Raw genomic sequence first — 22,457 nt, 5'->3', positions numbered from 1 at the left:
CCTTGTTCCTTTCCCTGGTACCGAATCATTTTGCACGGAAGCGGAGAGGCCGCCCCACTTCTGCCTGCCGTCAGCCCTGCAGGTCGATGTACAGGTTCGTAAATTGCTCCAGCCATGCCTCCTTGCTGTCGATCACTGTCTGAAGGTCGTCCGTGCGCACGTTGATCTCGCTGAGGTCGGCCAGGATGGGAGAGCCGGTGACGTCCTCGCGGACAGAGCGCATGCACAGTTCGTTCTGGCACATGAGCTGGGTCTCGTAGCTGGTGCAGAAGTCCAGGAATTTCTGGGCGTTGGCCTCGTTGGGGCAGCCCTTGATGATGTAGGCGCCGTCGCCCCGGAAGATGACGCCCTCCTCCATGTAAACGATCTTCACGTTGTCCGCGCCGGCGGCGATGACGTTGGCGGCGCTGCCCTCGGAGGTCAGGCCCACGACGTACTCGCCGTCAGCCACGCCCTTGTACACGGCGGAGGAGCCGCTGAGGAGCTTGCCGTCCAGCTGCTGGCAGAACTGCTCCACATAGTCCCAGCCGTTGTCTGCGCTGCCGTCTCCCATGTCTTCCAGCATGTTGACCAGGTGCTCAAAGGCGGAGGAGGCCTTGGTGGGGTCAGCCATGGCAATGTGGCCCTTCAATTCAGGATTCAGCAGGTCGGCGTAGCCGTTGATCTCAATGTCGCCGATCAGATCCGTGTTGACGATCAGAACGCTGGAGATCACGTCAAAGCGGGTCATGCCGCCCTCGGTGTTCTTGTAGGCGTCCAGCACGTCGCCCTCGTTGGCCGTGGTGTAGTCCGCGAAGTACTCCTGGAAAGCTGTGCAGTTGCTGATGGTGCCGCTGAGCATCACGTCGCCCTGGGGATTTTCCGACTCAGAAGCAATACGAGACAGCAGCTCGCCGCCGCCAGCGGTAATCAGCTCCACGGTGATCCCGGTCTCTTCTTCAAAGGCGGCTATCAGTGCGTCAGTGACAGACTCCGGCAGAGAGGTGTAGACGATCAGGCTGCCGCTCTCTGCGGCGGGCGTGTCTGTGTCGCTGGAACTATTCGGAGACTGTGTTTCGGACTGGGTACCGTCGCCGCAGGCGGCCAGGGACAGGACCAGCACCAGGGCGGTCAGCAGAGCAAATACTTTTTTCATCTTGAATACCTCCTAAGAAATTGAATATCTGGGTTGATTTATGCCTGACGCACTGCGTCTTTCATGGCTTTCACGTAATCCGCCACATAGGGGACGGCGTTCCGTCCGTATTGGGCAATGAGCTTGACGATGGCGCTGCCCACGATGGCGCCGTCAGAAAGGGCGGCCATCTTTTTCGCCTGCTCCGGGGTGGAGATGCCGAACCCTACGGCGCAGGGGAGCTTGGAGTTGGCCCGGATCAGCTTCACCATGGCGCCGATGTCGGTGGTGATCTCGCTGCGGACGCCCGTGACGCCGAGGGAGGACACCACGTAGATGAAGCCGCCGGCCTCCCGGGCCACCGTGGCAATGCGGTCCTCCGAGGTGGGAGCCACCAGGGAGATCAGGTCCAGGCCGTACCGCTTGCAGATGGGGTCAAATTCGTCCTTCTCCTCGTAGGGAATGTCCGGCAGGATCAGCCCGTCGATGCCGATGTCCGCGCAGGTGGAGATGAACCGCTGGGAGCCGTAGGAGAACACCACGTTGGCGTAGGTCATGAACACCATGGGGACGGTTACGTCCCGCCGCAGGTTCCGCACCATGTCGAAGATCTTGTCGGTGGTAGTCCCGGCGCTGAGCGCCCGGACGTTGGCAGCCTGGATGACAGGGCCTTCCGCCGTGGGGTCGGAGAAGGGGATGCCCAGCTCGATGAGGTCGGCCCCGCTTTCCGCCATGGCCCGGACGACCTTGGCAGTGGTCTCCAGATCCGGGTCGCCGCAGGTGATGAATGGAATAAACGCTTTTCCGCCTGCAAAGGCTTTCGCAATGTTACTCATGGATGTCCTCCCCTCTGTATCGGGCGATGGCCGCGCAGTCCTTGTCGCCGCGGCCGGAGATGTTGACGACGATGATTTGGTCCTTTTCCATGGTAGGGGCCAGCTTTCTGGCGTAGGCCAGGGCGTGGGCAGACTCGATGGCCGGAATGATGCCCTCCATGCGGCTGAGGTACTCAAAGGCCGTCACCGCCTCGTCGTCGGTGACGGGCACGTATTCCGCCCGGCCGATGTCGTGGAGATAGGCGTGCTCCGGGCCGATGCCGGGATAGTCCAGCCCGGCGGAGATGGAGTAGACCGGGGCGATCTGCCCGTACTGGTCCTGGCAGAAGTAGCTCTTCATGCCGTGGAAGATGCCTGGGCGGCCGGTGGCGATGGTGGCCGCGGTCTCGGCGGTATCCACGCCCCGGCCCGCGGCCTCGCAGCCGATGAGCCGGACGGAGGGCTCGTCGATAAAGTGGTAAAAAGCGCCGATGGCGTTGGAGCCGCCGCCCACGCAGGCGATGACGGCGTCGGGGAGCTTCCCCTCCTTTTCCAGGAGCTGGGACTTGATCTCCTGGGAGATCACCGACTGGAAGTCCCGGACGATGGTGGGGAAGGGGTGGGGCCCCATGACGGAACCCAGGCAGTAGTGGGTGTCGCTGATCCGGTTGGTCCACTCCCGGAAGGCGGCGGAGCAGGCGTCCTTCAAGGTGCCGGTGCCCGTGGTGATGGGAACGACCTCCGCCCCCAGCAGCCGCATCCGGTAGACGTTCAGGGCCTGGCGCTTCGTATCCTCCTCGCCCATGAACACCACGCACTCCATGCCCATCAGGGCGGCGGCGGTGGCAGTGGCCACGCCGTGCTGGCCCGCGCCGGTCTCGGCGATTAGACGGGTCTTGCCCATTTTTTTCGCCAGCAGCGCCTGGCCCAGCACGTTGTTGATTTTGTGGGCCCCGGTGTGATTCAGGTCCTCCCGCTTGAGATAGACCTTGGCTCCGCCCAGGTCGGCCGTGACCTTGGCCGCGTAGTAGAGACGGCTGGGCCGCCCCGCATATTCGTTCAAAAGCTCCGTCAGTTCCGCCTGGAACTGCGGGTCCCGCTTGTAGTGGTCATACGCCTTTTCCAGCTCGATGACCGCGTTCATCAGCGTCTCGGGGATGTACTGCCCGCCATGACTGCCGAATCTGCCTGCTTTGTTTGTCATGATGCATAACCCTCCTTGATGGGAAAAATAAAAACGTCCTTGACAGACCATCGGTCTGTCAAGGACGAATAAAAACAATTACTCGTGGTGCCACCTTGATTCGCGGCGTCAGCCGCGCGCTTAGCAGAGTACCAACATACTCCCGGCAACTAACGTATGCCAACACGTCGCGGAATACTCAGCCGAGGCCTTTGACCGCGCCCTCAGTGGTCCATTTGACGGTTTGTTTTCTGCCCGGATCGCAGCATCCCGGACTCTCTGCAAGAGCATCGCCGCCGTTATCTCCACCTCAATGGTTTAAAGCACTATCAAATTTTGCCTTATTATAGTCCTCTCAAACTCCTTTGTCAATATGGTTCATCGCTATTTTTTCGAATTTCTTCTTTTTCCTAAATTATATACCACAACTTATTCTGCTGCTCCAGTGCATCAAGCATCAATTTGAGTACCGGCCAAATGATCATCCATGATTGCGAATATGATGGAGAGTCGTTACAGTACACCCGGCCATTTGAGGTTGTGGAACTTGTGCTCGGGCAGAATAAGTCTCCCCCTGTTCCTTCCACGTCAACCGGGATGAGCCCTGTTGTTTGGGCGGCATCCATATAGAGCAGTGATTTCTACGGCACTGACAATGGCTCGTTTTTTATCTTTGCCTTTCTGCTAACCTTTTAGCACCTTTTTGCTCTCATTTCAGTTTACCAAAAACAGGTGCATACCGTGTGGATGATGGTATGATAAAAAGCGCCCAAGTCATATTTCCCAAAGGAGCAACAGAGCGAACACAATGGATAAACTGATGATTAGGCTTAGTGAACTCAGCAATCCGCAGACTGCGTCGTTACAGCCACATTTTTTGCTGTAGATCAGGGCCATGGAGGGGATAGGAGCCATCACGGACAGAATAGCAATCTGCCGCAGAATGAGGGAAATTGGCAGGAACCAAATGATGCACGCGAACAGCGTATTGCAGCTATATCGGACTGCAAGGATTCGAAGAACCTGCGCCCGATAAGGTCGAGGAATCGCTGGTTCCAGAAGAACACCAATCATTAGCATTGCCAAAATCATGTTTGCCGGGCTGATTCCTCCTGCCAGACGAAATAGAAAATCGGGGAGGCGGATCCGAAAGATCTGCGCCAGTAACATGATCATATACGTCATAAATGGCGGTGACTGGAGCAGTTGGCGTCCGACAAAACAGAGCGAGACCCGTTTGCCGGAAGTGGCGGACAGCACCAGCGCGTAGGAAATGCCGCAGTTCATCGGGCAGTTTCCAGCATCAAACAGCGAGGCACCTACCAGCCCTTCCGTCGGCATAAAGCTTTGGACAAAGGGCAAGACGAATGCCCCGATGTTATAGCTGGATATCTGCAATGCGTAAAGCGCCCGCTCTTCCAGAGGCTTTCCTCTGGTCAGAAGCAATCCCAGACACAGAAGAATCAGGTTGCAGGAAAACGCCAGAAAGGCCAGCAGCAGAAGGCCCGTTTGAAAGGAAAAATTGCGGAAGCCAGAAATCAGCGCCGCTGGCAGTGTTAGATAGATCATGACGTGGGCGAGAACTTTTGCATCGTCCGTTTTCAGCACATATATCCGCTTCAGTAGATAGCCTGCGGCAATGATGGTCAGCAACAGCCCTGCTTTGCCGGAAAGTATGCTCATCAGTAAAGACTCCCTTCGTTAGATGATGGGTCAGCTTTGCCGAAATTCCCGGGTGGACATTCCAGTGGATTTCTTGAACAGCTTGCTGAAATAGTTCTGGTCGGCGTAACCAACTTCAAAAGCAATATCACTGGTCCGCATCTGTGTGGTCCGCAGCAGTTCTTTAGCCCGGTTAATGCGCAAAAGAGTCAGAAATTCAATAAAGCACTGGCCTGTTTCCTGCCGGAAAAGTGTGCTCAAATAGGAGGGATTGATGTTGACGTGCTTCGCTACCACGCCCAGGTCCAGCCCGGGACTCGTATAATTCTGCAGAATAAAATCCTTGGCCTGCTGGATGATGTCTCCGTTTTTTCCGCCTTTGCTTTGATCACGGAGCAGAATTGCCTGCGTGGCAAGATTGGTCAAAGCAGTCTGGAACTTGGAGAGGTCCTGGCCATAGCTAAACATCTGAACGATATTGGGAACATCGATTTCTTGGGTGAGGTCGTTTTTGGGGCCCAACTTCTTGATGAAATCCGAAACGGAGGACAGGATGTCCATGCAGATATAGGTCAGATAGAGATGGCTCATCTGTGCGTTTTCCAGCTTCTGCACCAGAGCCGCCGTAACGGCGGGGACGTCATTCAGGCTGCCGCTGACCAGCAAGGAGTAGAACATCTGCTTTTCCGAGGCAGTGTACTGCATGGAGAACAGGGCGTGACCGCAGTCTCCGGCCAGGAAAATAGCCGACTCCGACTCAGACGTATGCAGCAGGCTGAATGCAACCTGTGAGGAAAGCATGGAAGAGTAAAGACTGCTGACCGACTCGGCCGGTATTCCAATGACTCCCGTCATGCGAGAGAGCCCATAAGAGGCGGAGAGGGATTTTTGGATAGCTTCCAAGTATGTACGGGCTTTTTCCTGCAGCATTTCCTTGGAATCGCCGGAAACAATCAGGCAGAACTGATTGATCTCATCCGTGTACCATAGGCAGTCAGAGTGGGCCGCAGAAAAGGCACGAATCTCTCGGGAACAGTCCAGGAAGGTCAGGTAGGTTTTGTCGTCCACCTCTACCCGCCCTAGTTCATGGAGAATCAGGATGCAGCCTGTGTAATAGGCAGCGTCCATTTGAAGGTGCAGGCGGTCCAGCTCAGGGCCGATCCGCTGCTCGGAAAGAAAGCCGCTGCAAAGCTGGGCCAGAAACTTGTGGCGGCTTATCTCCAAAGACTCGTTTGCAAGCTCCTGCAGGGTCTGGAGAGAGCGCTTCTGCTGCTTTTCCTTATCGATTAACGCTGCAGTCCGCGCCATAGTTTTCAGCAGGTCGTCGGGCTTCAGCGGCTTCAGCAGATAGTCGGTAACGCCCAGCGCCAAGGCCTGCTTGGCGTAGGAGAAATCGTCATATCCGCTCAGAATGATGATTTTGATTTCTGGGCGGTTTTCCCGGACAAGACGGGAAAGTTCCAGCCCGTCCATGAAGGGCATTTTGATATCAGTAACCAGAATGTCCACCGGAGCGTTCTGGATATCCTGCCAGGCGTCCTCGCCGTTGGAGGCGTCGCCGCATAGGACATAGGGTCCGTTCTTCCAAATGGTGTTGGATTTTACATATTCGCGAAGCATGTATTCATCTTCGGCCAGATAAACATTATAGCTCATCGAAATCCTCCTTGATCAGCGGCACACGAATCTTGATGGTTGTGCCGCGTCCAGGGTAGCTGGTTAGCCACAAGGTATACTGTTCTCCAAACATCAGCCGGAGGCGAAGGTTGACATTAATCAGGCCATAGCTCTGACCGGATTGGGGAACTCCCTCCTGTATCTTTTCTCGGAGGATGCGAGTCTCTTCCTCATTCATGCCAATTCCGGTGTCGGACACTGTGATTTCCAGAAAGCCATTTGCATCCGAACGGGCCACAATCTCAATGCGCCCCTTTTCACCCTGGGCATACCGCTTGTTTTTGATGCCGTGGTAAATAGCGTTTTCCACGATTGGTTGCAGAATGATTTTGGGGAAACGAGCGCCCAGCGTGTCAGGGGCAACGTCGATGCTGTACTCCAAAATATCCTGGTACCGCTTTTGCATGATGTGGAGATAGTAGGAGACGTGATGTACCTCTGTATCAAAGGGAACTACGTCCATCCCGCTACGGAGTGTCAGACGGTAAAAGGAGGAGAGGGAGGTGATGAGGTCGATGGCCTCGCTAGTGTTGTTGCCCTCTGCCGCCCAGACGGCGCTATCCAGCGTGTTATACAGGAAATGAGGATTGATTTGAGACTGCAGAGTCCGCAGTTCCGATTTTTTCAGGTTGTTTTGCTCCGTCACGATACGGCTCAGGAGGTTCTTGATTTCGGTTAGCATGGCGTCAAAGCTCTGATAGAGCGCCATAATCTCCACCTGCTCGTTCATTTGGGGAATCTCAATATCCAGATTACCTGACGTGGCGGACTGCATCAGTGATTTGAGCCGCAGGATAGGGCGGACGATGTATCTGGACAAAAACGTGTTGATCAGGAGAAGCAACAGCAGGGATACCAGGAACATGGAGAGTGCAATGAGGCGCAGCTGGTATACCGCACGGAAAATCTCAGCGTTGGGTGCCGCGGATATGATGGTCCATCCGGTGGATGGCAGTGTACGGTGTACCACGAGCGCCGTTTTGGTTTTAAGAAGTCCATTGTCCGGAGCGTTCAGAATCTCACGGATTTCTCCGCTGCTCAAGACAGCGGTCCCTTTTGGGGAAAACAGGTTTGTCCCATCGTTGTCTACCACGAAGGTCTGCCCACTGGGGGAGGGCTTAGCGCGTTCCAAGGTGTCCTCTACGAAATTTTTGCTGACAGTGACCAGCAGAATACCGCAGACTTCATTTGTGCTGATTTTGAACACGGCGGAGGAGACTGTGAGCGCATTTTTTTCCCAGTCGCGGTCCCGCAAGGGGACGGAAACGCCCAGTACATGGACTATGCGGGGGCGTGCGGCCACCGCTGCGAACTGCTGGTAGGAACTGAAAGGATGCTTTAGAACAAAATATCCGTTGCGTTCACTGAAACAATGACCATCTATGCCCACCACGCTCATATCCAGAACGTACGAGTTGCTGGACTGGGTTTGCCGGATGATGTCGAATACTTCCCCCACAGCCCTGGCGTTTTTATAACGGGCTTCCTCACTCTTGCTGTTGAGGAAATTGGAAATGGTATAGGAGGACGTATAATTCATCAAGCGAGCGGCCTCTTTGATTACCATATTCAGTTCTGCGTCCACGTGCTGGGCGGTCTGTTCCACTTGGGTCTGAACCCGTGCCTCCACCTCCTTGGCGGCCACCCGATAAGCAAAGCCGATGATGAGAAGTGTTGGGAGAAGCGAGAACAGGAGAAAGAGGAGCGCAATGACCCGCTGGAGCGGGATGTGCTTGATGTGACGAAGAATCTGCATGGGGCCTCCTGTCAGATGGTGTTGCTTTCTGTAAACCTATTATATAAGTATATCGCCCAATTTGCCATACGGTTTTTCGAACCTCCAAAAAAAAGGAATGTTTTTTTAAAGAATAGACGTATCCAGACAAAATTATTTCTGTTAGAATGCAAGCACACAGGCCGAGTGGCCGTGTAATCAAAAAATAGGAGGAAGATGAAATGAAGTTCACAAAGAGATTGCTTGCGTGTCTGATGCTCGTTTGCATGATCCTGTCTCTAGTAGCATGCAGCAATCAGAAGCAGACGGAAAGCAAGCTTCCCGAGGGCGGTCAGACGGAAACCCAGGAGCCCACTGGCGAGGCCCAAAGGACGTTTGCTATCGTGTATCCCATTGTGCATCCTTTCTTCGAGCCCATCGGCGCCGATGCTGAGGAGTATGCCAAGACCAATAACTGCACTATTATTACCAAGGCACCCGATTCCTCGAATGCTCAGCAGCAGATTGAGATCATGGAAAATCTGATTTCCATGAACGTCGACGGCATTGCTATTGGCCCCACCGACACCTCCGCTCTGGTTCCCACCATCAATAAGGCAATTGAAAAAGGCATCAAGGTTATCTGCTTTGAGTCCGAGGCTCCCGACAGCGATGCGCTGGCCTTCATCGGCACTGATAACTACAAGGCTGGTCGCCATCTGGGCGAGGTCATCGGCAAGAACCTCAACGGCGAGGGCAAGATTGTCATTCTGACCGGTCTGCCTACCCAGTTCAGTCTGAATGAGCGCATTCGCGGCATCGAGGAATATCTAGCTGAGAAGTATCCCAACATCCAGGTTGTGGACACCCAGCCCAGCGAAGGCGATCCCCAGAAGGCCGTTACCTGCACTGAAAACATGATTCAGGCTCATCCCGACTTTGATGCCCTGATTGGTATCGATGCCACTGCTGGTCCCGCTGCTGCCTCTGTTTGGAAGGCCAAGGGCTGGCAGGATGATCCCGACCACTTGATCTTGACCTTCGACGACATGGAGGACAACCTACAGGGTGTCCGCGATGGTTACATCAAGGCGATCGTTGCCCAGAGACAGACCACTTGGGCTGAGCAAATCATAGATACGCTCAACGCCCTGTGCGACGGCGAGAGCGTGGAAGCCTACAATGATACCGGTTCTGTGGAGATTACGATTAATAACATTGACACCTATGTCGATGAGCCGTCCTACGTTGAAAAATAATATTGCGTAACCGGCTGTAGCAGACAAGGGTGTGTCCCTTGTCTGCTACAGTTATCTCTGAGGGAGGAACATTATGACCCAGAAAAAAAATGCTGTAAAGGCACTGGCTTTGAAAAGAGAAAGCACCATGATGCTTATTTTGATTGGAATTTTTGTTGTCATGTCCGTGGCACGGCCGGATACCTTCAAGACGGAGGACAACCTGTTCAATCTGCTAAAGCAGATCAGTCTGATCAGCATCATTGCCGTCGGCCAGACCTTTGTTTTGGCAACAGGCGGCATCGATCTGTCTGTCGGCTATTCGCTGGGCCTTGCCGGTATTGTGATGACAAAGCTTTTCCAACTAGGAATCAACTCTTGGACGGCAGTCATCCTGGGACTGCTGACCAGCGTGCTGGTTGGCTTTATCAACGGCCTGATTATCACCACGTTTAACCTGCCGCCCTTCATTGTGACCCTAGGTATGGCTAATGTAGCCCGCGGCCTAACGTACATCATCACCAAGGGATTCCCCATCGCACTGGATAACGAGTTCGTCTGGATGCTGGGCAATGGCTACTGGGGCTCGGTTCCCATTATGGCAGTTGTGATGATTGTGCTGGTGGTGATTTCCGCATACCTGCTGGACAGTACACGATTCGGAACTCGAGTAATCGCCATCGGCGGCAACGAAACAGCAGCCGTGTTATCTGGTATCAACGTTAAACGCTATAAGACCATGGTCTATACGTTGACGGGCCTGCTGGCCGGTATCGCCGGTGTAATCATGGTGGGCCGTCTGAACGCGGGCAACCCCAACGCCGGTCTGAATTTCGATACGGACTCCATAGCAGCAGCGGTGGTGGGTGGAACCTCTATGGCCGGCGGCGATGCCACCATAATCGGCACGCTTCTGGGCGCACTGCTGCTGGGCGTCATCAAAAACGCGCTGGTGCTTCTGAACGTGAATATGTACTGGCAGACCGTTGTCGTCGGCGCAATTATCATTGTGGTCTGCATTTTCGATAGCTATACCCGCACCAAAAGGAAATAAGGGGGTGCCTTTATGAGTGACATGATCTTAAAAATGAAGGACATCACCAAACGCTTCCTTGGCGTGGTTGCACTGGATCATGTAAATTTTGAGTTGAGACGCGGCGAGATGCACGCCTTGGTAGGTGAAAACGGCGCGGGCAAGTCTACCCTGATGAAGATTCTCGGCGGCGTTTATGTGCCGGAAGAAGGCGAAATCGAAATCAATGGCAAGAAAACCGTGATTACAAAGCCAATTGACGCTATCGCCAACAAGGTAGGCGTAATCTATCAGGAATTCAACCTTGTACCCACGCTGGATGTGGCTGAGAATATGTTCCTGGGCCGCGAAAAGATCAAGGGAATGGGCCATCTCTGCAAGAGTGAAATGGAGAAGCAGGCAGGCGAGGCCATGGCCCGGCTGGGCGTCCGTGATTTCGACCTACAGACCAAAGTCAAGTATATGAGCGTCGCCATGCAGCAACTGGTGGAGATTGGAAAAGCCGTGTTTGACGACATCGACATCTTGGTCATGGATGAACCCACAGCTGTTTTGACCGAGCGGGAGACAGAGGGCCTTTTTGAAATCGTTCAAAATCTGAAGACCAAGGGCATGTCCATCATCTATATCTCCCACCGGCTGGAGGAGGTCATCCGGCTCTGCGACCGCATAACGGTTTTGCGGGACGGCAAGATCATTGAGACCATCAACAATCAGAACCACGACACGGAAAAAGATTATATTGTCAGCAAAATGGTGGGCCGCGAGCTGGGCAACTATTTCCCACTCAAGATCACGGAGGCCTCCAATGAGGTGGCCCTTGAGGTTCGGAACCTGAGCAAAAAGGGTATGTACCAGGATATCTCCTTTTCTGCAAAAAAGGGCGAGATTCTCGGCATTTCCGGCCTGGTAGGTGCCGGCCGGACCGAGATTATGAAGAGTATCTTCGGTATCATCAAGCCTGACAGCGGGGAAATCCTGATGGAGGGCAAGCCTGTTCAGATTAAGAATCCCAGCCAGGCGAAAAAGTCCGGCATTGCCCTGGTGCCGGAGGACCGCAAACGGGAGGGCGTCGTTCTGGGCATGAGTCTGAAAGACAATATCTGCCTACCCAACCATGACCAGATTTGCCATTTTGGCCATGTGAACAGGAAAAAGCGGGACGAGCTTGCCGGCAAATATGTCGTGAACCTGCAAATACGCCCTGCGGATGCAGAGCGTCAGATCAAAAATTTCAGCGGCGGCAACCAGCAGAAGGGTGTCATCGCCAAGTGGCTGGCAGCTGGTCCCAAGGTGATGATTCTGGATGAGCCTACCCGCGGCATCGACGTGGGAGCGAAGGTGGAAATTTACAACATTATCAATTCCTTGGCCGCCGAAGGTGTAGCGGTGATTGTGGTTTCCTCTGAGCTGTTGGAGCTCCTTGGTATCTGTGACCGCATTTTAGTCATCAACAACGGCAGAATCTCTGGTGAGTTTGACCGTGAGAATTTCAGTCAGGATGCCATTATGCAGGCATCCTTCGATATGGGAGGTACAGAACATGAAAGAGTATAAGCTGTATATCAATAATGAGTGGGTAGACTCCGAGGATGGCAGGACCTTTGTTTCCTATCATAAGGCAACCGGCGAAGAGGTCAACCGCTTTGCCTCCGCTACTCTGGGAGATGTGGACCGGGCCTGCAAGGCGGCGCGGAATGCATTCCCCGTCTGGTCCGGGCTGGATGGCGAGACCCGCAGCGATTACCTACGGAGGGCTGCGGAAATTATGAAGCGGCGCCGCCGGGAGATGGCTGAGGTAGAAGCCATGGAGACCGGCAAGCCGGTGTTTGACACCTATGATTTTGATACTCGCGTTTCCATCTGGGCCTTTGAGTATTTTGCCGATCTTTGCAGAGAAATCAAGGGTGATGTGATCCCCTTGGGTGACATCAACAATCGTGACTTTGACTTTGTGACATATGAGCCCTTTGGCGTGGCTGCCATTATTGCCCCCTTCAACTTCCCCCTGCACCTGCTGACCCGCAGCCTGGCTCCTGCTCTGGCCGCCGGCAACACCTGCGTTATCAAGGCGTCCTCCATCACACCTACCACGGCCGCCATCATGGGCGAGGTCTTTGAAGAGGCTGGTTTCCCTAAGGGTGTCGTGAACGTAATCCACGGGCAGGGAAGCCTGGTGGGCAACGCCTTGGTCAGCAATAGGGAGGTCGATGTCGTCGGATTCACCGGTTCCGAGGAAGTGGGCCGCAAGTTGATGCACCTGTCTGCGGATTCCCCCGTGATGAAGAAGCTGGTTTTGGAACTAGGCGGCAAAGGCGGCGTAATTGTGGAGCCTGACGCAGACATCGACATCGCTACCACCTGCCAGATTGAGGGCTTTACTTTCAACCAGGGTGAGGTCTGCTGTGCCATGACCCGCGTCATTCTTCATGAGGATGTTTACGACGAATATCTGGCCATGCTGAAACATAAGTGCGAGCAGATTAAGATTGGTGATCCCCTAGACTATGAGACCCGTATGGGCGTGCTAATCAGCGAGGAGCACCTGCAGAAGGTGGACGCCCACGTGAAGCACGCTGTGGAGCAGGGCGCCAAGATTTACTGCGGCGGCCACCGCTACACAGAGAATGGCTGCGGCAGTGCCCCCCACTACATGCCTACCATCCTGACGGACGTGACACCCGATATGGATGTGTGGCACACGGAGATCTTTGGCCCTGTGTTGTGCGTCTGCAAGTATAAGGATATCGAGGATGCTATCCGCTTGGCAAACGACACCGAGTTCGGCCTGGGCGCCAATGTGTTCACTGAGGACCTGAAGAAGGGCTACCGCATTGCCCAGCGTCTGAACGCCGGTTCCGTGTGGGTGAACCTGCCCAATGGCATGCATATGGCTTGTCCCTTTGGCGGCAACAAGAACAGTGGCAGCGGCCGTGAATACGGATCCTATGGCCTCCACGAGTATCTGAAGGTCAAAAACAACATGTGGCGGATGCACTGATCACCATGAAGAGAGAACAGATTGGCAGTGTAAACGCCTGCAAGGTGGAGCGCGTCATACTTGAAAATAGCCGGATTGCCGCTGTGATTTTCAGTTATGGCGGTGTCCTCCAAAGCCTGAAGGTAAAGGACCGGGCCGGTAAGACCAGAGATGTTGTCCTGGGTTTTTCTGATTTCGCCGACTATTTGGATCAGGGCTTTTACATCGGCACTGTGATTGGCCGCTGCGCCAATCGCATTAGCGGTGCTTCCTTTGATATCGGCGGGCAAGCCTTCTCTTTGGAGGCAAACGAAGGGCCCAATCACCTCCACGGTGGTTCCCACGGCTTCTGGAACGTTTCCTTTGAGGTACTGGATGCTGCGGAAGATTTTGTGACTCTGCGCTATCTGAGTCCAGACGGGGACGGCGGATATCCTGGCCAGTTGGATACCCGTATTACCTTCTCCCTGACTGAGACGGCCCTGCGCATTGATTATACGGCCGTCAGCAACCGCGATACCGTGGTGAATCTGACCCATCACAGCTATTTCAATCTGGAAAAGGACCACAGAGGAAATATCTTGGATGAGACCCTGACGCTGTATGCCAACGCCTTTACCGAAATCGATGACGCCTGCTCCAGCACTGGCCGCATCCTGTCGGTGGAGGGGACCCCGTTCGACTGTCGGCAAGGCGCCCGCATCGGGGATCGTGTCTTTGCAGAGGATTCCCAGATGAAAAAGGGCTCTGGTTTCAACCACAACTATGTTCTGGAAAAGCCCTTGGGAACCTTCGGCCCAGTGGCCGAGGTGACCTCTTCTGACGGGTTGCTGACTATGCGGGTGGAAAGTGATCAGCCCGGTGTACAGGTGTACAGCGGAAATTATCTGGACAACAGTCTGACTGGTAAGAACGGGGAGGTTTACCAGCCTTTTGCTGGTCTCTGCTTGGAAACGCAGACTTACCCCGATGCAATCCATTTTCCACACTTCCCCTCCCCGTTATTGCCGCAAGGAAAAATCTATCAGCGAAAGACACGGTTTTCCTTTCGCTAAGATCTATAAAAGGCAAACGCTCAATAATTGCCCGTGGATAAAAGCGGGGACCCATTCTGAAGTGCCCCCAAAAAGTTAGACAATATTTGAAATTGAGATAAGGAAATTGTTTAAGCAGCCAAAAGGGCTTGTTGTCTGTGAAGAGCAGGCGGCAAGTCCTTTAGCTTTGCCTTGATGCGATGGTGGTTATAGTAATCGAGATAATCAATAAGTTCCTGCTTGAAGTGTTCCACAGATTCAAAGGTTTACAAATAAAGAAGTTCACTCTTGAGTAGGCCAAAGAAGTCCAAGTATTCCTATAAGTAAAGTAGGTTTCTATTGATTTATTAGAAATTTATGGTATAATAACCATTAACATACTATTGTAGTATGATTATATAGGCCAAGCAAAGAGTTAGACTGAAGTAAATATGGAGGGAATACTTATGAGCACACAGATCGAAAAAAAGAGATCATCTTACCGGGAACCGTTGATCCTGATCGTATTTGTCATTGTGGGCGCCATTCTGGGGCTGCTTCTGGGAGAAAAAGCGTCCTTTCTTTACCCCATTGGCCAGATCTGGCTGAACCTGCTGTTTGTTTTGCTGGTGCCGCTGATCTTCTTTTCCATTTCCAGCTCCATCGCAAACATCGCGGATACCAAGCGTGTCGGCAAGCTGCTGGTGCTGACTATCGGCATCTTTATCGTGACCGCCGCTATCGCCGGCATCTATATGTTTATCATCACCGGCATCTTCGGGGTGGATACTTCCATACAGATCGAGTCCGGAGAGGCTGCCGCCGCAGCGGCCTCGGCGGGTATCGGTGAGCAGATCGTCAATACCTTTACCGTCAGTGATTTTCCGCTGGTCATCTCCAGATTCCATATTCTGGCCCTGATCGTCTTTACAGTTTTCTTCGGTCTTACGGTTTCTATTCTCGGAGAACAGGGCCGTCCTGTGGCATCCTGGCTCAGCAATATGTCCCTGGTATTCTATAAGATGGTAGCCCTGCTGATGAAGCTGGCGCCTCTGGGCCTGATGGCCTATTTCGCCAATCTGACCGGCACCTATGGTCCTGACCTGCTCAAGAGCTATGCCCGGGGGCTGCTGATCTACTATCCCGCGGCTATCGTGTACTTCTTTGCGTTTCTTGCCCTGTACGCCTTTTTGGCGGCCGGGTCCTGGGGCGTGAGAAATTTCTTCAAAAACATCCTGACCCCGGCCCTGACGGCGCTGGGCACCCGTTCTTCCGCCGCCACGCTTCCCCTGCAGCTGGATGCCTGCGACAAGCTGGGGGTCCCCAGGGAGGTCAGCTCCGTGGTAGTCCCGGTGGGCGCCACCTGCCATATGGACGGAGCCTGCATTGCCACCATCTATGAGATCGTCCTCTGCTGCGCCCTGTTCGGTCATCCGCTGAACAATATTGGTGACTTTGTGTTCGCCCTAGTTATCGCGGTGGCCGGTTCCGTGGCTGTTTCCTCCGTACCTGGAGGCGGCGCTGCCATGGAGACCATGGTGATCTCTGCTTTTGGCTTCCCCTCCATCGCTTTGCCCGTGCTGCTGATGATGACCCAGCTCTTTGACGCAGGTTGCACCCTCATCAACTCCTGCGGTGACACTGTGGCCTCCATGCTGGTAACACGCTTCCTGTACGGAAAGGACTGGTACAAGAAGGACCTGAACAAGCAGGAAGCCAAGAGCTGAGGGGAGAATACCGCGATGAACAATAACGCACGATGTACAGAGATCCACTATGGGGAGTGTGCCGACCGGCCGAATGTCCACGGCATTCTCATCCCCGGAAAACGGGGCCGTCTCTTCTCTGTCCTTTATACTGCGGGAGGAGCCGGGCCGCATCCCACGGTCCTTTTGCTCCACGGGATTCCCGGCTGTGAGCGGAACTTTGATTTGGCACATGCCCTCCGCCGGGCAGGCTTCCACGTGATGACCTTTCATTACAGCGGCAGCTGGGGCAGTGACGGGATCTACTCTCTGAAAAACGACCTGGAGGACGCCGGTACCGTGCTGGACTATATTTTGGCGGACGAGACCTACGGTTTTGACAAGGCTCATATTTACGCTGTGGGCCACAGCATGGGCGGCTTTGTCTGCGGCCAGTTGACAGCGACACGATTGGAGATCAAAGGTGCTGTGCTGTTGATGCCCTGCGATATCGGCCGTTTGCCGTTGATCGCATGCGAGGACCCACAGGCATATCAAATGGTCCGGGAGATTTTTGATGACAGTGCTCAGTGGCTGACCGGCACGACAGGAGAGATGCTTTTGCAGGAAGTTGAAGAAAACAGGGAAGCTTTCCGCCTGGAAAATGTTGCAGACCGGCTGGCGGAAAAACCGCTTTTGTGTGTGGCAGGGACATTGGACATCTACACGCCGCCGGCACAGCACTGCACACCCCTTGGCCGTGCGATCGAGGGCGCGGGCGGCAGGCAATTTCAGACTGTCAGCTACCAGACAGACCACTTCTTTTCCGATTACCGGCTTGCGGTAGCAGATCAGGTCATTGCGTACCTGAGAAAACTGCAAACTGAATAGGGAAAAAGGACCCGCCTGCTGCCCTCAAAGCGGCTGGTGCGTTCCATATTAAACTTGGGGTCGGCACCATAAGTATGCTCCCAGCTGTCAAACTTCTCCACAGCGATCTGCCGGATGCGGGCGTCATCCTCTGCCGTCACCTCATAGGCAGCACCGCTGCCGCCCATGATGCAGCGGATCATGTGGGCTTTAAACTCCTCCGGGGCCATGGGGACAGGCAGATCGTCCCTGGTGAAACAAGTCAGCACCACATGGCGCAGGCCCAGCTTTTTAGCGGCCCTCGCCACATTCATGGGTTCCTCCGGGTCCGGCGGCAGGGGATGGCCGGTGGTGACATTGCAGAAGCGGCAGTTCCGGGTGCAGACGCTGCCCAGGATCATAAAGGTGGCGGTGTGCTGGCGGTAGCACTCTCCCAGATTAGGGCAGTTGGCCTCCTTGCACACGGTGTTCAAGTTCAAATCCCGCATCAGCTTCGCCACCTCTGCGACGGCCTCCTGACTATAGCGGACCTTCAGCCACTCAGGTTTCTTTTCCATGGCATCGCTCACTTCGTTTCCAGGACGGCGACCTGGGCCTCCACGACCACCTCATCGCCCTCCTCCTTCAGCCAGGCGCACAGAACGCCGGATTCCATGTCCGGACGCAGCTTCGGTATGGTAAGTTCTTTTCCATTATTACATGATCCTTTCTGATGATAAGGCTATATTGTGAAAGCAAATGCAGCGGAAATGTCTGCAGCGATAGAACCCGTTGAATATCGGGATGGAATGCTGCAAGCTTCAAACATTTCGTGGTAAAAACTTGCTTCCATCCGCATTTATGGCATACGTTGGTTCAATATAGCAGCCGTGGGTTCAAAAAGCAATCAATCTATCTTATTGAAAATAACGGTCTGTTCCTTCATAGATATTTTGCCAACCTGATAGCCATAGTCTGTCAGTTCTTTTTTATACTTCAAGAAAGAGTGATCTATTGGGATGCCTGCGATATTTTGTATTTCCGCAAATGTCAACTTAAAAGAATGGATTCCATTTTTCTGAATGTAGTCCCACAGAGCCTTGTATTTACTCATAATTTCATGCTCCTCCGCGTTTGACACAGTCTTTCATATGAGCGGGCGTTACATCAGCCAATCCATCAATTCCTCCGCCTGGTCTCCTGCCAAGTCGCGGCAGACCGCCGCAAAGCCCTCCGGGTCGAGGCGCTGTCCGCTCAAAAGCCGGGCGGCGGCCTGTTCATCCTCCACGGCGGCGCATGCTATCACAGCGTTGGATACGATGCCCCGCTTGGCCTCGTAGGGCACGTGGATGGGAAAACCGGCAAAAAAACCTGTTTTCTTAGGAGAACGCGGGTGTCCTGCCCCAGATCCATTCCCAACTGCGGTATTTTTCGTCCCGCAGGCGGCAGACCTCTTTTCTCTGCTCAGGAGACAGTGTTATATGTGGATCGTTGGCGGCCACCATCTGGTCTAACAGCCTGTCCCGAAATTCATCCAGCGTCATGGGCGTGTCCAGATGGTCCCGGATGTTGGTCACCGGACAGATGGCGGAAACCGTCCCCCTGGACCGGAAACATTCGTTTTTGTGGTGGGTAGTGATCTGGTCCAACACCGTGAGGTCAGACTGAAACAGCAGTGTCCCATGGTGCAGGACTCTGTCCCCAGCGGCACGCTGGGCGCTTCCGGAGATTTTTTGCTCCCGATGGCGATGTCGCAGGTGCGATTTTTCCGAGCCGGCACACCAATAGCGTTCAGCGCATCGATCACCGGCCGGAGACAGCGGTCGTAGTCCGCAAGCTCTTCCTGCCGGATGATGTAGGTGTAATTGATATTGCCCAGGTCATGGTAGACCGTGCCCCCGCCGGACAACCGCCGAACCACGGGGATACCCAGCTTTTGCAGCGTCTCCACCCGAACCTCGCGGCAGATATTCTGATAGCTGCCTACTACCACGGCAGGGGAGTTCTGCCAGAGAAAGAAGATATCGTCATCCCGAAATGTCTGAAACACGTACTCCTCAAACGCCTGGTTATAAAACGGATCATGTGAGTCATTGCGGAAGGTCCACAAGTTCAGCCCCCTGTTTCCAATCAGATCACGTAGTCGTTCCCAGCGCTGTCAGGGTGAGTCAAGTCCGCCAGCGTGATATGATCCAGATAGTCGTTGATGACCTTGTCCAGCCCCTGCCATACCGGCAGTGTGCGGCACTCCGCCGCCCGGGGGCAGGCATCGGCGTGTGCCTCCAGACAGGTCACCGGAGCCAAAGAGTCCTCTGTCAGTCGCAGGATACTGCCAACAGTATATTGTTCAGGGTCTTTTGTCAGTTTATATCCGCCGCCCTTGCCCCGAAGGCCGTTCAGCAGTCTGGCCTTCACCAGAATCTTAATGATGGCTTCCAGATATTTTTCTGAAATCTCCTGCCGCTCTGCAATTTCCTTCAGTGGGACATACCCTTCCGACGGATGCTCCGCCAGGTCGGTCATGACCCGCAGGGCGTAGCGGCCCTTTGTTGAAATCAGCACAGTTGCACCTCCTCTAATAATAAAACCTATTATAAAACATGGTAAATAGGGAATCAATACAAATTTTTTCCGAAAAGCTCTTGACATTGGCTGAATAAAAGCATATAATCCATATTAACCTATATGAAAGGTGGGTATTTGAATGAAATATCCCACAGCCTTCCGATGTTGGCGATGTTGATTAGGTCCATTTGCTATTCAGTATCATCATATTTTTATTATCATTCGGGAGGAATTGATCATGAGCAAGATTTATACATCCGCCGACCAGCTGATCGGCAAGACTCCGCTGCTGGAGCTGGTCCACATTGAGCAGGAAGAGGGACTGGAGGCGAAGATCCTGGGCAAGCTGGAGTATTTCAATCCCGCAGGCAGCGTGAAGGATCGTATCGCCAAGGCAATGATCGACGACGCCGAGGAAAAAGGCCTGCTGAAACCCGGCTCTGTCATCATCGAGCCCACCTCCGGCAATACCGGTATCGGTCTGGCCTCAGTGGCCGCCGCCCGGGGCTACCGCATCATCATTGTCATGCCCGAGACTATGAGCGTGGAGTGCCGTCAGTTGATGAAGGCCTATGGCGCGGAGCTGGTGCTGACCGAGGGTGCCAAGGGCATGAAGGGGGCCATTGCAAAGGCTGATGAGCTGGCAAAGGAGATCCCGGGCGGCTTTATCCCCGGCCAGTTCGTCAATCCCGCCAACCCCGCCGTCCACAAGGCCACGACAGGCCCTGAAATCTGGGAGGACACCGACGGCAAGGTGGATATCTTCGTGGCGGGCGTCGGAACCGGCGGCACCGTCACCGGTGTGGGCGAATATCTCAAGAGCCAGAACCCGCAGGTGAAGGTCGTGGCCGTGGAACCCAAGGACTCTCCCGTTCTCAGCGAGGGCCATGCGGGAAGCCACAAGATCCAGGGAATCGGCGCCGGATTTGTACCGGATGTGCTGAATACGAAGGTCTACGATGAGGTCATCGCCGTAGAAAACGACGACGCCTTTGCGACCGGTAAGAAGATCGGAAAGGCGGAGGGCGTGCTGGTGGGCATTTCCTCCGGCGCGGCGGTCTGGGCGGCCATTGAGCTTGCCAAACGGCCGGAGAACAAGGGAAAGACCATTGTGGCCCTGCTTCCCGACACCGGAGACCGTTACCTCTCCACGCCGCTGTTTGCGGATTGAATTGTATTACTTATGAAGGGGCGCCGCATAGCGCGGCGCCCCTTTCTTTATATCTTGTGACCTTATCGAAATTAACCAATCCATATCTTACGTTAGGTTCAATTTACCTTTGGGAGTGATAGAAATGGAAAAAACAAGATACGATTTAAACAAAGAACTGGCGCAGATGCTTAAGGGCGGTGTCATCATGGATGTTACTACGCCGGAGCAGGCTAAGATTGCTGAGGCCGCAGGAGCCTGTGCTGTTATGGCGCTGGAGCGCATCCCTGCCGATATCCGAGCTGCCGGGGGTGTGTCCCGCATGAGCGATCCCAAGATGATCCGTGGTATTCAAGAGGCGGTGTCCATTCCCGTCATGGCCAAGTGCCGCATCGGCCACTTTGTGGAGGCTCAAATTCTGGAAGCCATTGAGATTGACTACATTGACGAGAGCGAAGTTCTGTCCCCCGCCGATGACGTGTACCACATCGACAAGACGCAGTTCCAGGTGCCCTTCGTCTGCGGTGCCCGGGATCTGGGCGAGGCCATGGTCGGCATCAACGAAAATGAAATTGCCCTTTTGATGGCGGAGCGGGGCAAGTGAAATGGCGGTTGGGATTCTGGCTGTGCAGGGCGCTTTTGTGGAACATGCCGCCATGCTGGAGCGCCTTGGCGCAGAGCACTTTGAGATTCGCCAGCCCCGGGATCTGGAACAGCCTTTGAACGGGCTGATTCTCCCCGGCGGAGAGAGTACCGCCATGGGTAAGCTGTTACGGGATCTGGGATTGTTTCAGTTGCTGCGAGAGCGCATTCAAGCGGGCCTGCCGGTCAAAAGGCTCGGTCAAGGACTACTGGGAGATAAAGAAAAGAGGGCTGTGCTTGCGGCACCGCCCTCAGAACAGTTGCGTTTTATTCTTTTTTATTTCGCTTTCTGATGAATCCATAATCGTCCGCTGTCAGCACTATTTCACCAAACTTATCCTCAAAGGCGGCGATATGCGCAAGAATCAGCTGTTCAATCTCCTTATTCGCGGAACGGCCATTATAAGCGGCAATATATTTCAGCTTATCCATCGTCAGCTCAGGAATCCGTAATGCATAGTGCGAATTTTTGTGCAGGCCATTTGGCATATCTATCCCCCCTCTATTTTATTATTGTATCCAAAAACTCCGGGTGAATGTCATTTTGACAACAGGTGGACAACATCTTATAATAAAGAGGTGGACAACCACCTGACTGTAGTGTCGAATATCCAGAGATAAGGGGAGAGTATAAATGACCGAATTTTGCCTGGATTGTCTGAACAAAATGGACAGGACACATCTCACCGAGGCGGATGTTGTTTTACTGAATGATTTCTGCGAAGGATGTGGAAAAGTTGTTCCATGTGTTGTTCGCCCGTGGAAAAGGTATTTTGGAAACTGTGGCACTGGAAGAAGACAGGCGCAAAATAAACCTTCTGGCAATCAAAAGTCCTGACAAGATCGTTTATACAGCAAGAGGACATTTTGCGCTTCCTTGGGGAAAAACTTGCTTCCCGGCCTTGCATATCGGCAAAAAAAGCATATTTGCTTTACACGTCTAAAATCGAATACTGTCACTTCAGACCGTTTACCAGGTACAGCAGGTAAACGGTCCTTCATTTTACCAAGGGTGGTATCTGAATGAAACAGGAGTGATTGTAATGCTGTTTGCCATTGACCACGGAAATTCCGCCATCAAGACCCCCAACTTCGTGTTTACCTCCGGCTTGACCGATTACCCGGTGAAGCCCCCGG

Annotated in this window: 22 protein-coding genes and 3 pseudogenes; 11 read left to right on the top strand and 14 right to left on the bottom strand. The window is 53.9% G+C overall.

From position 1 onward, the window contains the following. Nucleotides 1–70: 70 nt before the first annotated feature. The 6 genes from Q0Z69_RS01625 to Q0Z69_RS01600 all read right to left on the bottom strand — a co-directional run bounded on the left by Q0Z69_RS01625 (nucleotide 71) and on the right by Q0Z69_RS01600 (nucleotide 8,207). Nucleotides 71–1,135 carry an extracellular solute-binding protein gene (locus tag Q0Z69_RS01625; protein WP_298029209.1) on the bottom strand — a complete coding sequence of 355 codons (1,065 nt, stop codon included), beginning with the start codon at nucleotides 1,133–1,135 and terminating at the stop codon, nucleotides 71–73. A gap of 38 nt (nucleotides 1,136–1,173) precedes the next feature. Continuing rightward, the gene (gene trpA, locus Q0Z69_RS01620) at nucleotides 1,174–1,950 is read right to left on the bottom strand and encodes a tryptophan synthase subunit alpha (protein WP_298029207.1); all 777 of its coding nucleotides are present in this window, start codon (nucleotides 1,948–1,950) and stop codon (nucleotides 1,174–1,176) included. After that, nucleotides 1,943–3,133 carry a tryptophan synthase subunit beta gene (gene trpB, locus Q0Z69_RS01615; protein WP_298029205.1) on the bottom strand — a complete coding sequence of 397 codons (1,191 nt, stop codon included), beginning with the start codon at nucleotides 3,131–3,133 and terminating at the stop codon, nucleotides 1,943–1,945. The genes trpA and trpB overlap by 8 nt, the downstream gene beginning before the upstream one ends. Nucleotides 3,134–3,886: 753 nt before the next feature. Beyond that, nucleotides 3,887–4,795 (bottom strand): AEC family transporter, encoded by a 909-nt coding sequence (locus Q0Z69_RS01610; protein WP_298029203.1) that lies wholly within the window; start codon nucleotides 4,793–4,795, stop codon nucleotides 3,887–3,889. Nucleotides 4,796–4,825: 30 nt separating this feature from the next. Continuing rightward, on the bottom strand, nucleotides 4,826–6,430 hold the full coding sequence (locus Q0Z69_RS01605; RefSeq protein ID WP_298029201.1) for a response regulator: 1,605 nt from the start codon (nucleotides 6,428–6,430) through the stop codon (nucleotides 4,826–4,828). Continuing rightward, a complete protein-coding gene (locus tag Q0Z69_RS01600; protein WP_298029199.1) occupies nucleotides 6,420–8,207 on the bottom strand; it encodes a sensor histidine kinase in 1,788 nt (595 codons plus the stop codon). The genes Q0Z69_RS01605 and Q0Z69_RS01600 overlap by 11 nt, the downstream gene beginning before the upstream one ends. A gap of 200 nt (nucleotides 8,208–8,407) precedes the next feature. On the opposite strand from Q0Z69_RS01600, the gene Q0Z69_RS01595 reads away from it, so the two are divergent. The 5 genes from Q0Z69_RS01595 to Q0Z69_RS01575 all read left to right on the top strand — a co-directional run bounded on the left by Q0Z69_RS01595 (nucleotide 8,408) and on the right by Q0Z69_RS01575 (nucleotide 14,471). Further along, nucleotides 8,408–9,424 carry a substrate-binding domain-containing protein gene (locus Q0Z69_RS01595; protein ID WP_298029197.1) on the top strand — a complete coding sequence of 339 codons (1,017 nt, stop codon included), beginning with the start codon at nucleotides 8,408–8,410 and terminating at the stop codon, nucleotides 9,422–9,424. A 73-nt stretch (nucleotides 9,425–9,497) separates the two neighbouring features. After that, entirely contained in the window at nucleotides 9,498–10,457 is a 960-nt protein-coding gene (locus tag Q0Z69_RS01590; RefSeq protein WP_298029194.1) for an ABC transporter permease, read from the top strand. A gap of 12 nt (nucleotides 10,458–10,469) precedes the next feature. Then, nucleotides 10,470–11,993 (top strand): sugar ABC transporter ATP-binding protein, encoded by a 1,524-nt coding sequence (locus Q0Z69_RS01585; protein WP_298029192.1) that lies wholly within the window; start codon nucleotides 10,470–10,472, stop codon nucleotides 11,991–11,993. Then, complete coding sequence (locus Q0Z69_RS01580; RefSeq protein WP_298029190.1) at nucleotides 11,980–13,437, top strand: aldehyde dehydrogenase; 1,458 nt, start codon at nucleotides 11,980–11,982, stop codon at nucleotides 13,435–13,437. The genes Q0Z69_RS01585 and Q0Z69_RS01580 overlap by 14 nt, the downstream gene beginning before the upstream one ends. Nucleotides 13,438–13,442: 5 nt before the next feature. Then, nucleotides 13,443–14,471: an aldose epimerase family protein gene (locus Q0Z69_RS01575; protein ID WP_298029188.1), complete on the top strand. Its 1,029-nt coding sequence runs from the start codon at nucleotides 13,443–13,445 to the stop codon at nucleotides 14,469–14,471. 110 nt (nucleotides 14,472–14,581) lie between these two features. Here Q0Z69_RS01575 and Q0Z69_RS01570 read toward each other — a convergent pair. Then, a pseudogene (locus Q0Z69_RS01570) lies at nucleotides 14,582–14,758 on the bottom strand (IS3 family transposase); the annotation flags it as partial. Nucleotides 14,759–14,896: 138 nt separating this feature from the next. On the opposite strand from Q0Z69_RS01570, the gene Q0Z69_RS01565 reads away from it, so the two are divergent. Next, on the top strand, nucleotides 14,897–16,156 hold the full coding sequence (locus tag Q0Z69_RS01565) for a dicarboxylate/amino acid:cation symporter (RefSeq protein WP_298029186.1): 1,260 nt from the start codon (nucleotides 14,897–14,899) through the stop codon (nucleotides 16,154–16,156). A 15-nt stretch (nucleotides 16,157–16,171) separates the two neighbouring features. Continuing rightward, nucleotides 16,172–17,005 carry a S9 family peptidase gene (locus tag Q0Z69_RS01560; protein ID WP_298029184.1) on the top strand — a complete coding sequence of 278 codons (834 nt, stop codon included), beginning with the start codon at nucleotides 16,172–16,174 and terminating at the stop codon, nucleotides 17,003–17,005. Here the strand turns inward: Q0Z69_RS01560 and Q0Z69_RS16825 are convergent. From Q0Z69_RS16825 to Q0Z69_RS01530, 6 genes are all read right to left on the bottom strand, one after another. Continuing rightward, a complete protein-coding gene (locus tag Q0Z69_RS16825; protein WP_367272197.1) occupies nucleotides 16,966–17,541 on the bottom strand; it encodes a hypothetical protein in 576 nt (191 codons plus the stop codon). The genes Q0Z69_RS01560 and Q0Z69_RS16825 overlap by 40 nt on opposite strands. A 329-nt stretch (nucleotides 17,542–17,870) precedes the next feature. Then, nucleotides 17,871–18,077 carry a hypothetical protein gene (locus Q0Z69_RS01550; RefSeq protein ID WP_298029182.1) on the bottom strand — a complete coding sequence of 69 codons (207 nt, stop codon included), beginning with the start codon at nucleotides 18,075–18,077 and terminating at the stop codon, nucleotides 17,871–17,873. 48 nt (nucleotides 18,078–18,125) lie between these two features. Then, nucleotides 18,126–18,308 (bottom strand): hypothetical protein, encoded by a 183-nt coding sequence (locus Q0Z69_RS01545; protein WP_298029180.1) that lies wholly within the window; start codon nucleotides 18,306–18,308, stop codon nucleotides 18,126–18,128. A 34-nt stretch (nucleotides 18,309–18,342) separates the two neighbouring features. Continuing rightward, nucleotides 18,343–18,540 carry a hypothetical protein gene (locus Q0Z69_RS01540; protein ID WP_298029178.1) on the bottom strand — a complete coding sequence of 66 codons (198 nt, stop codon included), beginning with the start codon at nucleotides 18,538–18,540 and terminating at the stop codon, nucleotides 18,343–18,345. After that, complete coding sequence (locus Q0Z69_RS01535; protein ID WP_298029176.1) at nucleotides 18,537–19,013, bottom strand: lipoyl protein ligase domain-containing protein; 477 nt, start codon at nucleotides 19,011–19,013, stop codon at nucleotides 18,537–18,539. Before Q0Z69_RS01535 ends, Q0Z69_RS01540 begins: the two co-directional genes overlap by 4 nt. Nucleotides 19,014–19,093: 80 nt before the next feature. After that, nucleotides 19,094–19,525 (bottom strand): Rrf2 family transcriptional regulator, encoded by a 432-nt coding sequence (locus tag Q0Z69_RS01530; protein ID WP_298029174.1) that lies wholly within the window; start codon nucleotides 19,523–19,525, stop codon nucleotides 19,094–19,096. A gap of 241 nt (nucleotides 19,526–19,766) precedes the next feature. Between Q0Z69_RS01530 and cysK the strand changes: the two genes are divergently transcribed. The 3 genes and pseudogenes from cysK to Q0Z69_RS01515 form a co-directional block, all read left to right on the top strand. Next, nucleotides 19,767–20,699, top strand: a complete 933-nt coding sequence (cysK, locus tag Q0Z69_RS01525; RefSeq protein WP_298029172.1) for a cysteine synthase A — start codon at nucleotides 19,767–19,769, stop codon at nucleotides 20,697–20,699. Between the two features lie 124 nt (nucleotides 20,700–20,823). Beyond that, nucleotides 20,824–21,243 (top strand): annotated as a pseudogene (locus tag Q0Z69_RS01520) (pyridoxal 5'-phosphate synthase lyase subunit PdxS); the annotation flags it as partial. Nucleotides 21,244–21,283: 40 nt separating this feature from the next. Further along, a pseudogene (locus Q0Z69_RS01515) lies at nucleotides 21,284–21,508 on the top strand (pyridoxal 5'-phosphate synthase glutaminase subunit PdxT); the annotation flags it as partial. Between the two features lie 79 nt (nucleotides 21,509–21,587). Here Q0Z69_RS01515 and Q0Z69_RS01510 read toward each other — a convergent pair. Beyond that, a complete protein-coding gene (locus tag Q0Z69_RS01510) occupies nucleotides 21,588–21,809 on the bottom strand; it encodes an Arc family DNA-binding protein (RefSeq protein WP_298029170.1) in 222 nt (73 codons plus the stop codon). Between the two features lie 248 nt (nucleotides 21,810–22,057). On the opposite strand from Q0Z69_RS01510, the gene Q0Z69_RS01505 reads away from it, so the two are divergent. Continuing rightward, nucleotides 22,058–22,264, top strand: coding sequence for a hypothetical protein (locus Q0Z69_RS01505; protein WP_298029168.1), 207 nt, complete (start codon nucleotides 22,058–22,060; stop codon nucleotides 22,262–22,264). The last annotated feature ends 193 nt before the right edge of the window (nucleotides 22,265–22,457 follow it).

Origin of the sequence: uncultured Dysosmobacter sp. (assembly GCF_947631165.1) — a bacterium.
Lineage (GTDB): Bacteria > Bacillota > Clostridia > Oscillospirales > Oscillospiraceae > Oscillibacter.
Note: the sequence above shows the minus strand (reverse complement) of the source record. Positions and strands in the feature narration are given on the sequence as shown.

Bases quoted from the DNA above. Each gene is read 5' to 3' on its own strand.
- Q0Z69_RS01625 (WP_298029209.1), bottom strand. From the start codon at position 1,135: ATGAAAAAAGTATTTGCTCTGCTGACCGCCCTGGTGCTGGTCCTGTCC.
- trpA (WP_298029207.1), bottom strand. From the start codon at position 1,950: ATGAGTAACATTGCGAAAGCCTTTGCAGGCGGAAAAGCGTTTATTCCA.
- trpB (WP_298029205.1), bottom strand. From the start codon at position 3,133: ATGACAAACAAAGCAGGCAGATTCGGCAGTCATGGCGGGCAGTACATC.
- Q0Z69_RS01610 (WP_298029203.1), bottom strand. From the start codon at position 4,795: ATGAGCATACTTTCCGGCAAAGCAGGGCTGTTGCTGACCATCATTGCC.
- Q0Z69_RS01605 (WP_298029201.1), bottom strand. From the start codon at position 6,430: ATGAGCTATAATGTTTATCTGGCCGAAGATGAATACATGCTTCGCGAA.
- Q0Z69_RS01600 (WP_298029199.1), bottom strand. From the start codon at position 8,207: ATGCAGATTCTTCGTCACATCAAGCACATCCCGCTCCAGCGGGTCATT.
- Q0Z69_RS01595 (WP_298029197.1), top strand. From the start codon at position 8,408: ATGAAGTTCACAAAGAGATTGCTTGCGTGTCTGATGCTCGTTTGCATG.
- Q0Z69_RS01590 (WP_298029194.1), top strand. From the start codon at position 9,498: ATGACCCAGAAAAAAAATGCTGTAAAGGCACTGGCTTTGAAAAGAGAA.
- Q0Z69_RS01585 (WP_298029192.1), top strand. From the start codon at position 10,470: ATGAGTGACATGATCTTAAAAATGAAGGACATCACCAAACGCTTCCTT.
- Q0Z69_RS01580 (WP_298029190.1), top strand. From the start codon at position 11,980: ATGAAAGAGTATAAGCTGTATATCAATAATGAGTGGGTAGACTCCGAG.
- Q0Z69_RS01575 (WP_298029188.1), top strand. From the start codon at position 13,443: ATGAAGAGAGAACAGATTGGCAGTGTAAACGCCTGCAAGGTGGAGCGC.
- Q0Z69_RS01565 (WP_298029186.1), top strand. From the start codon at position 14,897: ATGAGCACACAGATCGAAAAAAAGAGATCATCTTACCGGGAACCGTTG.
- Q0Z69_RS01560 (WP_298029184.1), top strand. From the start codon at position 16,172: ATGAACAATAACGCACGATGTACAGAGATCCACTATGGGGAGTGTGCC.
- Q0Z69_RS16825 (WP_367272197.1), bottom strand. From the start codon at position 17,541: ATGGAAAAGAAACCTGAGTGGCTGAAGGTCCGCTATAGTCAGGAGGCC.
- Q0Z69_RS01550 (WP_298029182.1), bottom strand. From the start codon at position 18,077: ATGAGTAAATACAAGGCTCTGTGGGACTACATTCAGAAAAATGGAATC.
- cysK (WP_298029172.1), top strand. From the start codon at position 19,767: ATGAGCAAGATTTATACATCCGCCGACCAGCTGATCGGCAAGACTCCG.
- Q0Z69_RS01510 (WP_298029170.1), bottom strand. From the start codon at position 21,809: ATGCCAAATGGCCTGCACAAAAATTCGCACTATGCATTACGGATTCCT.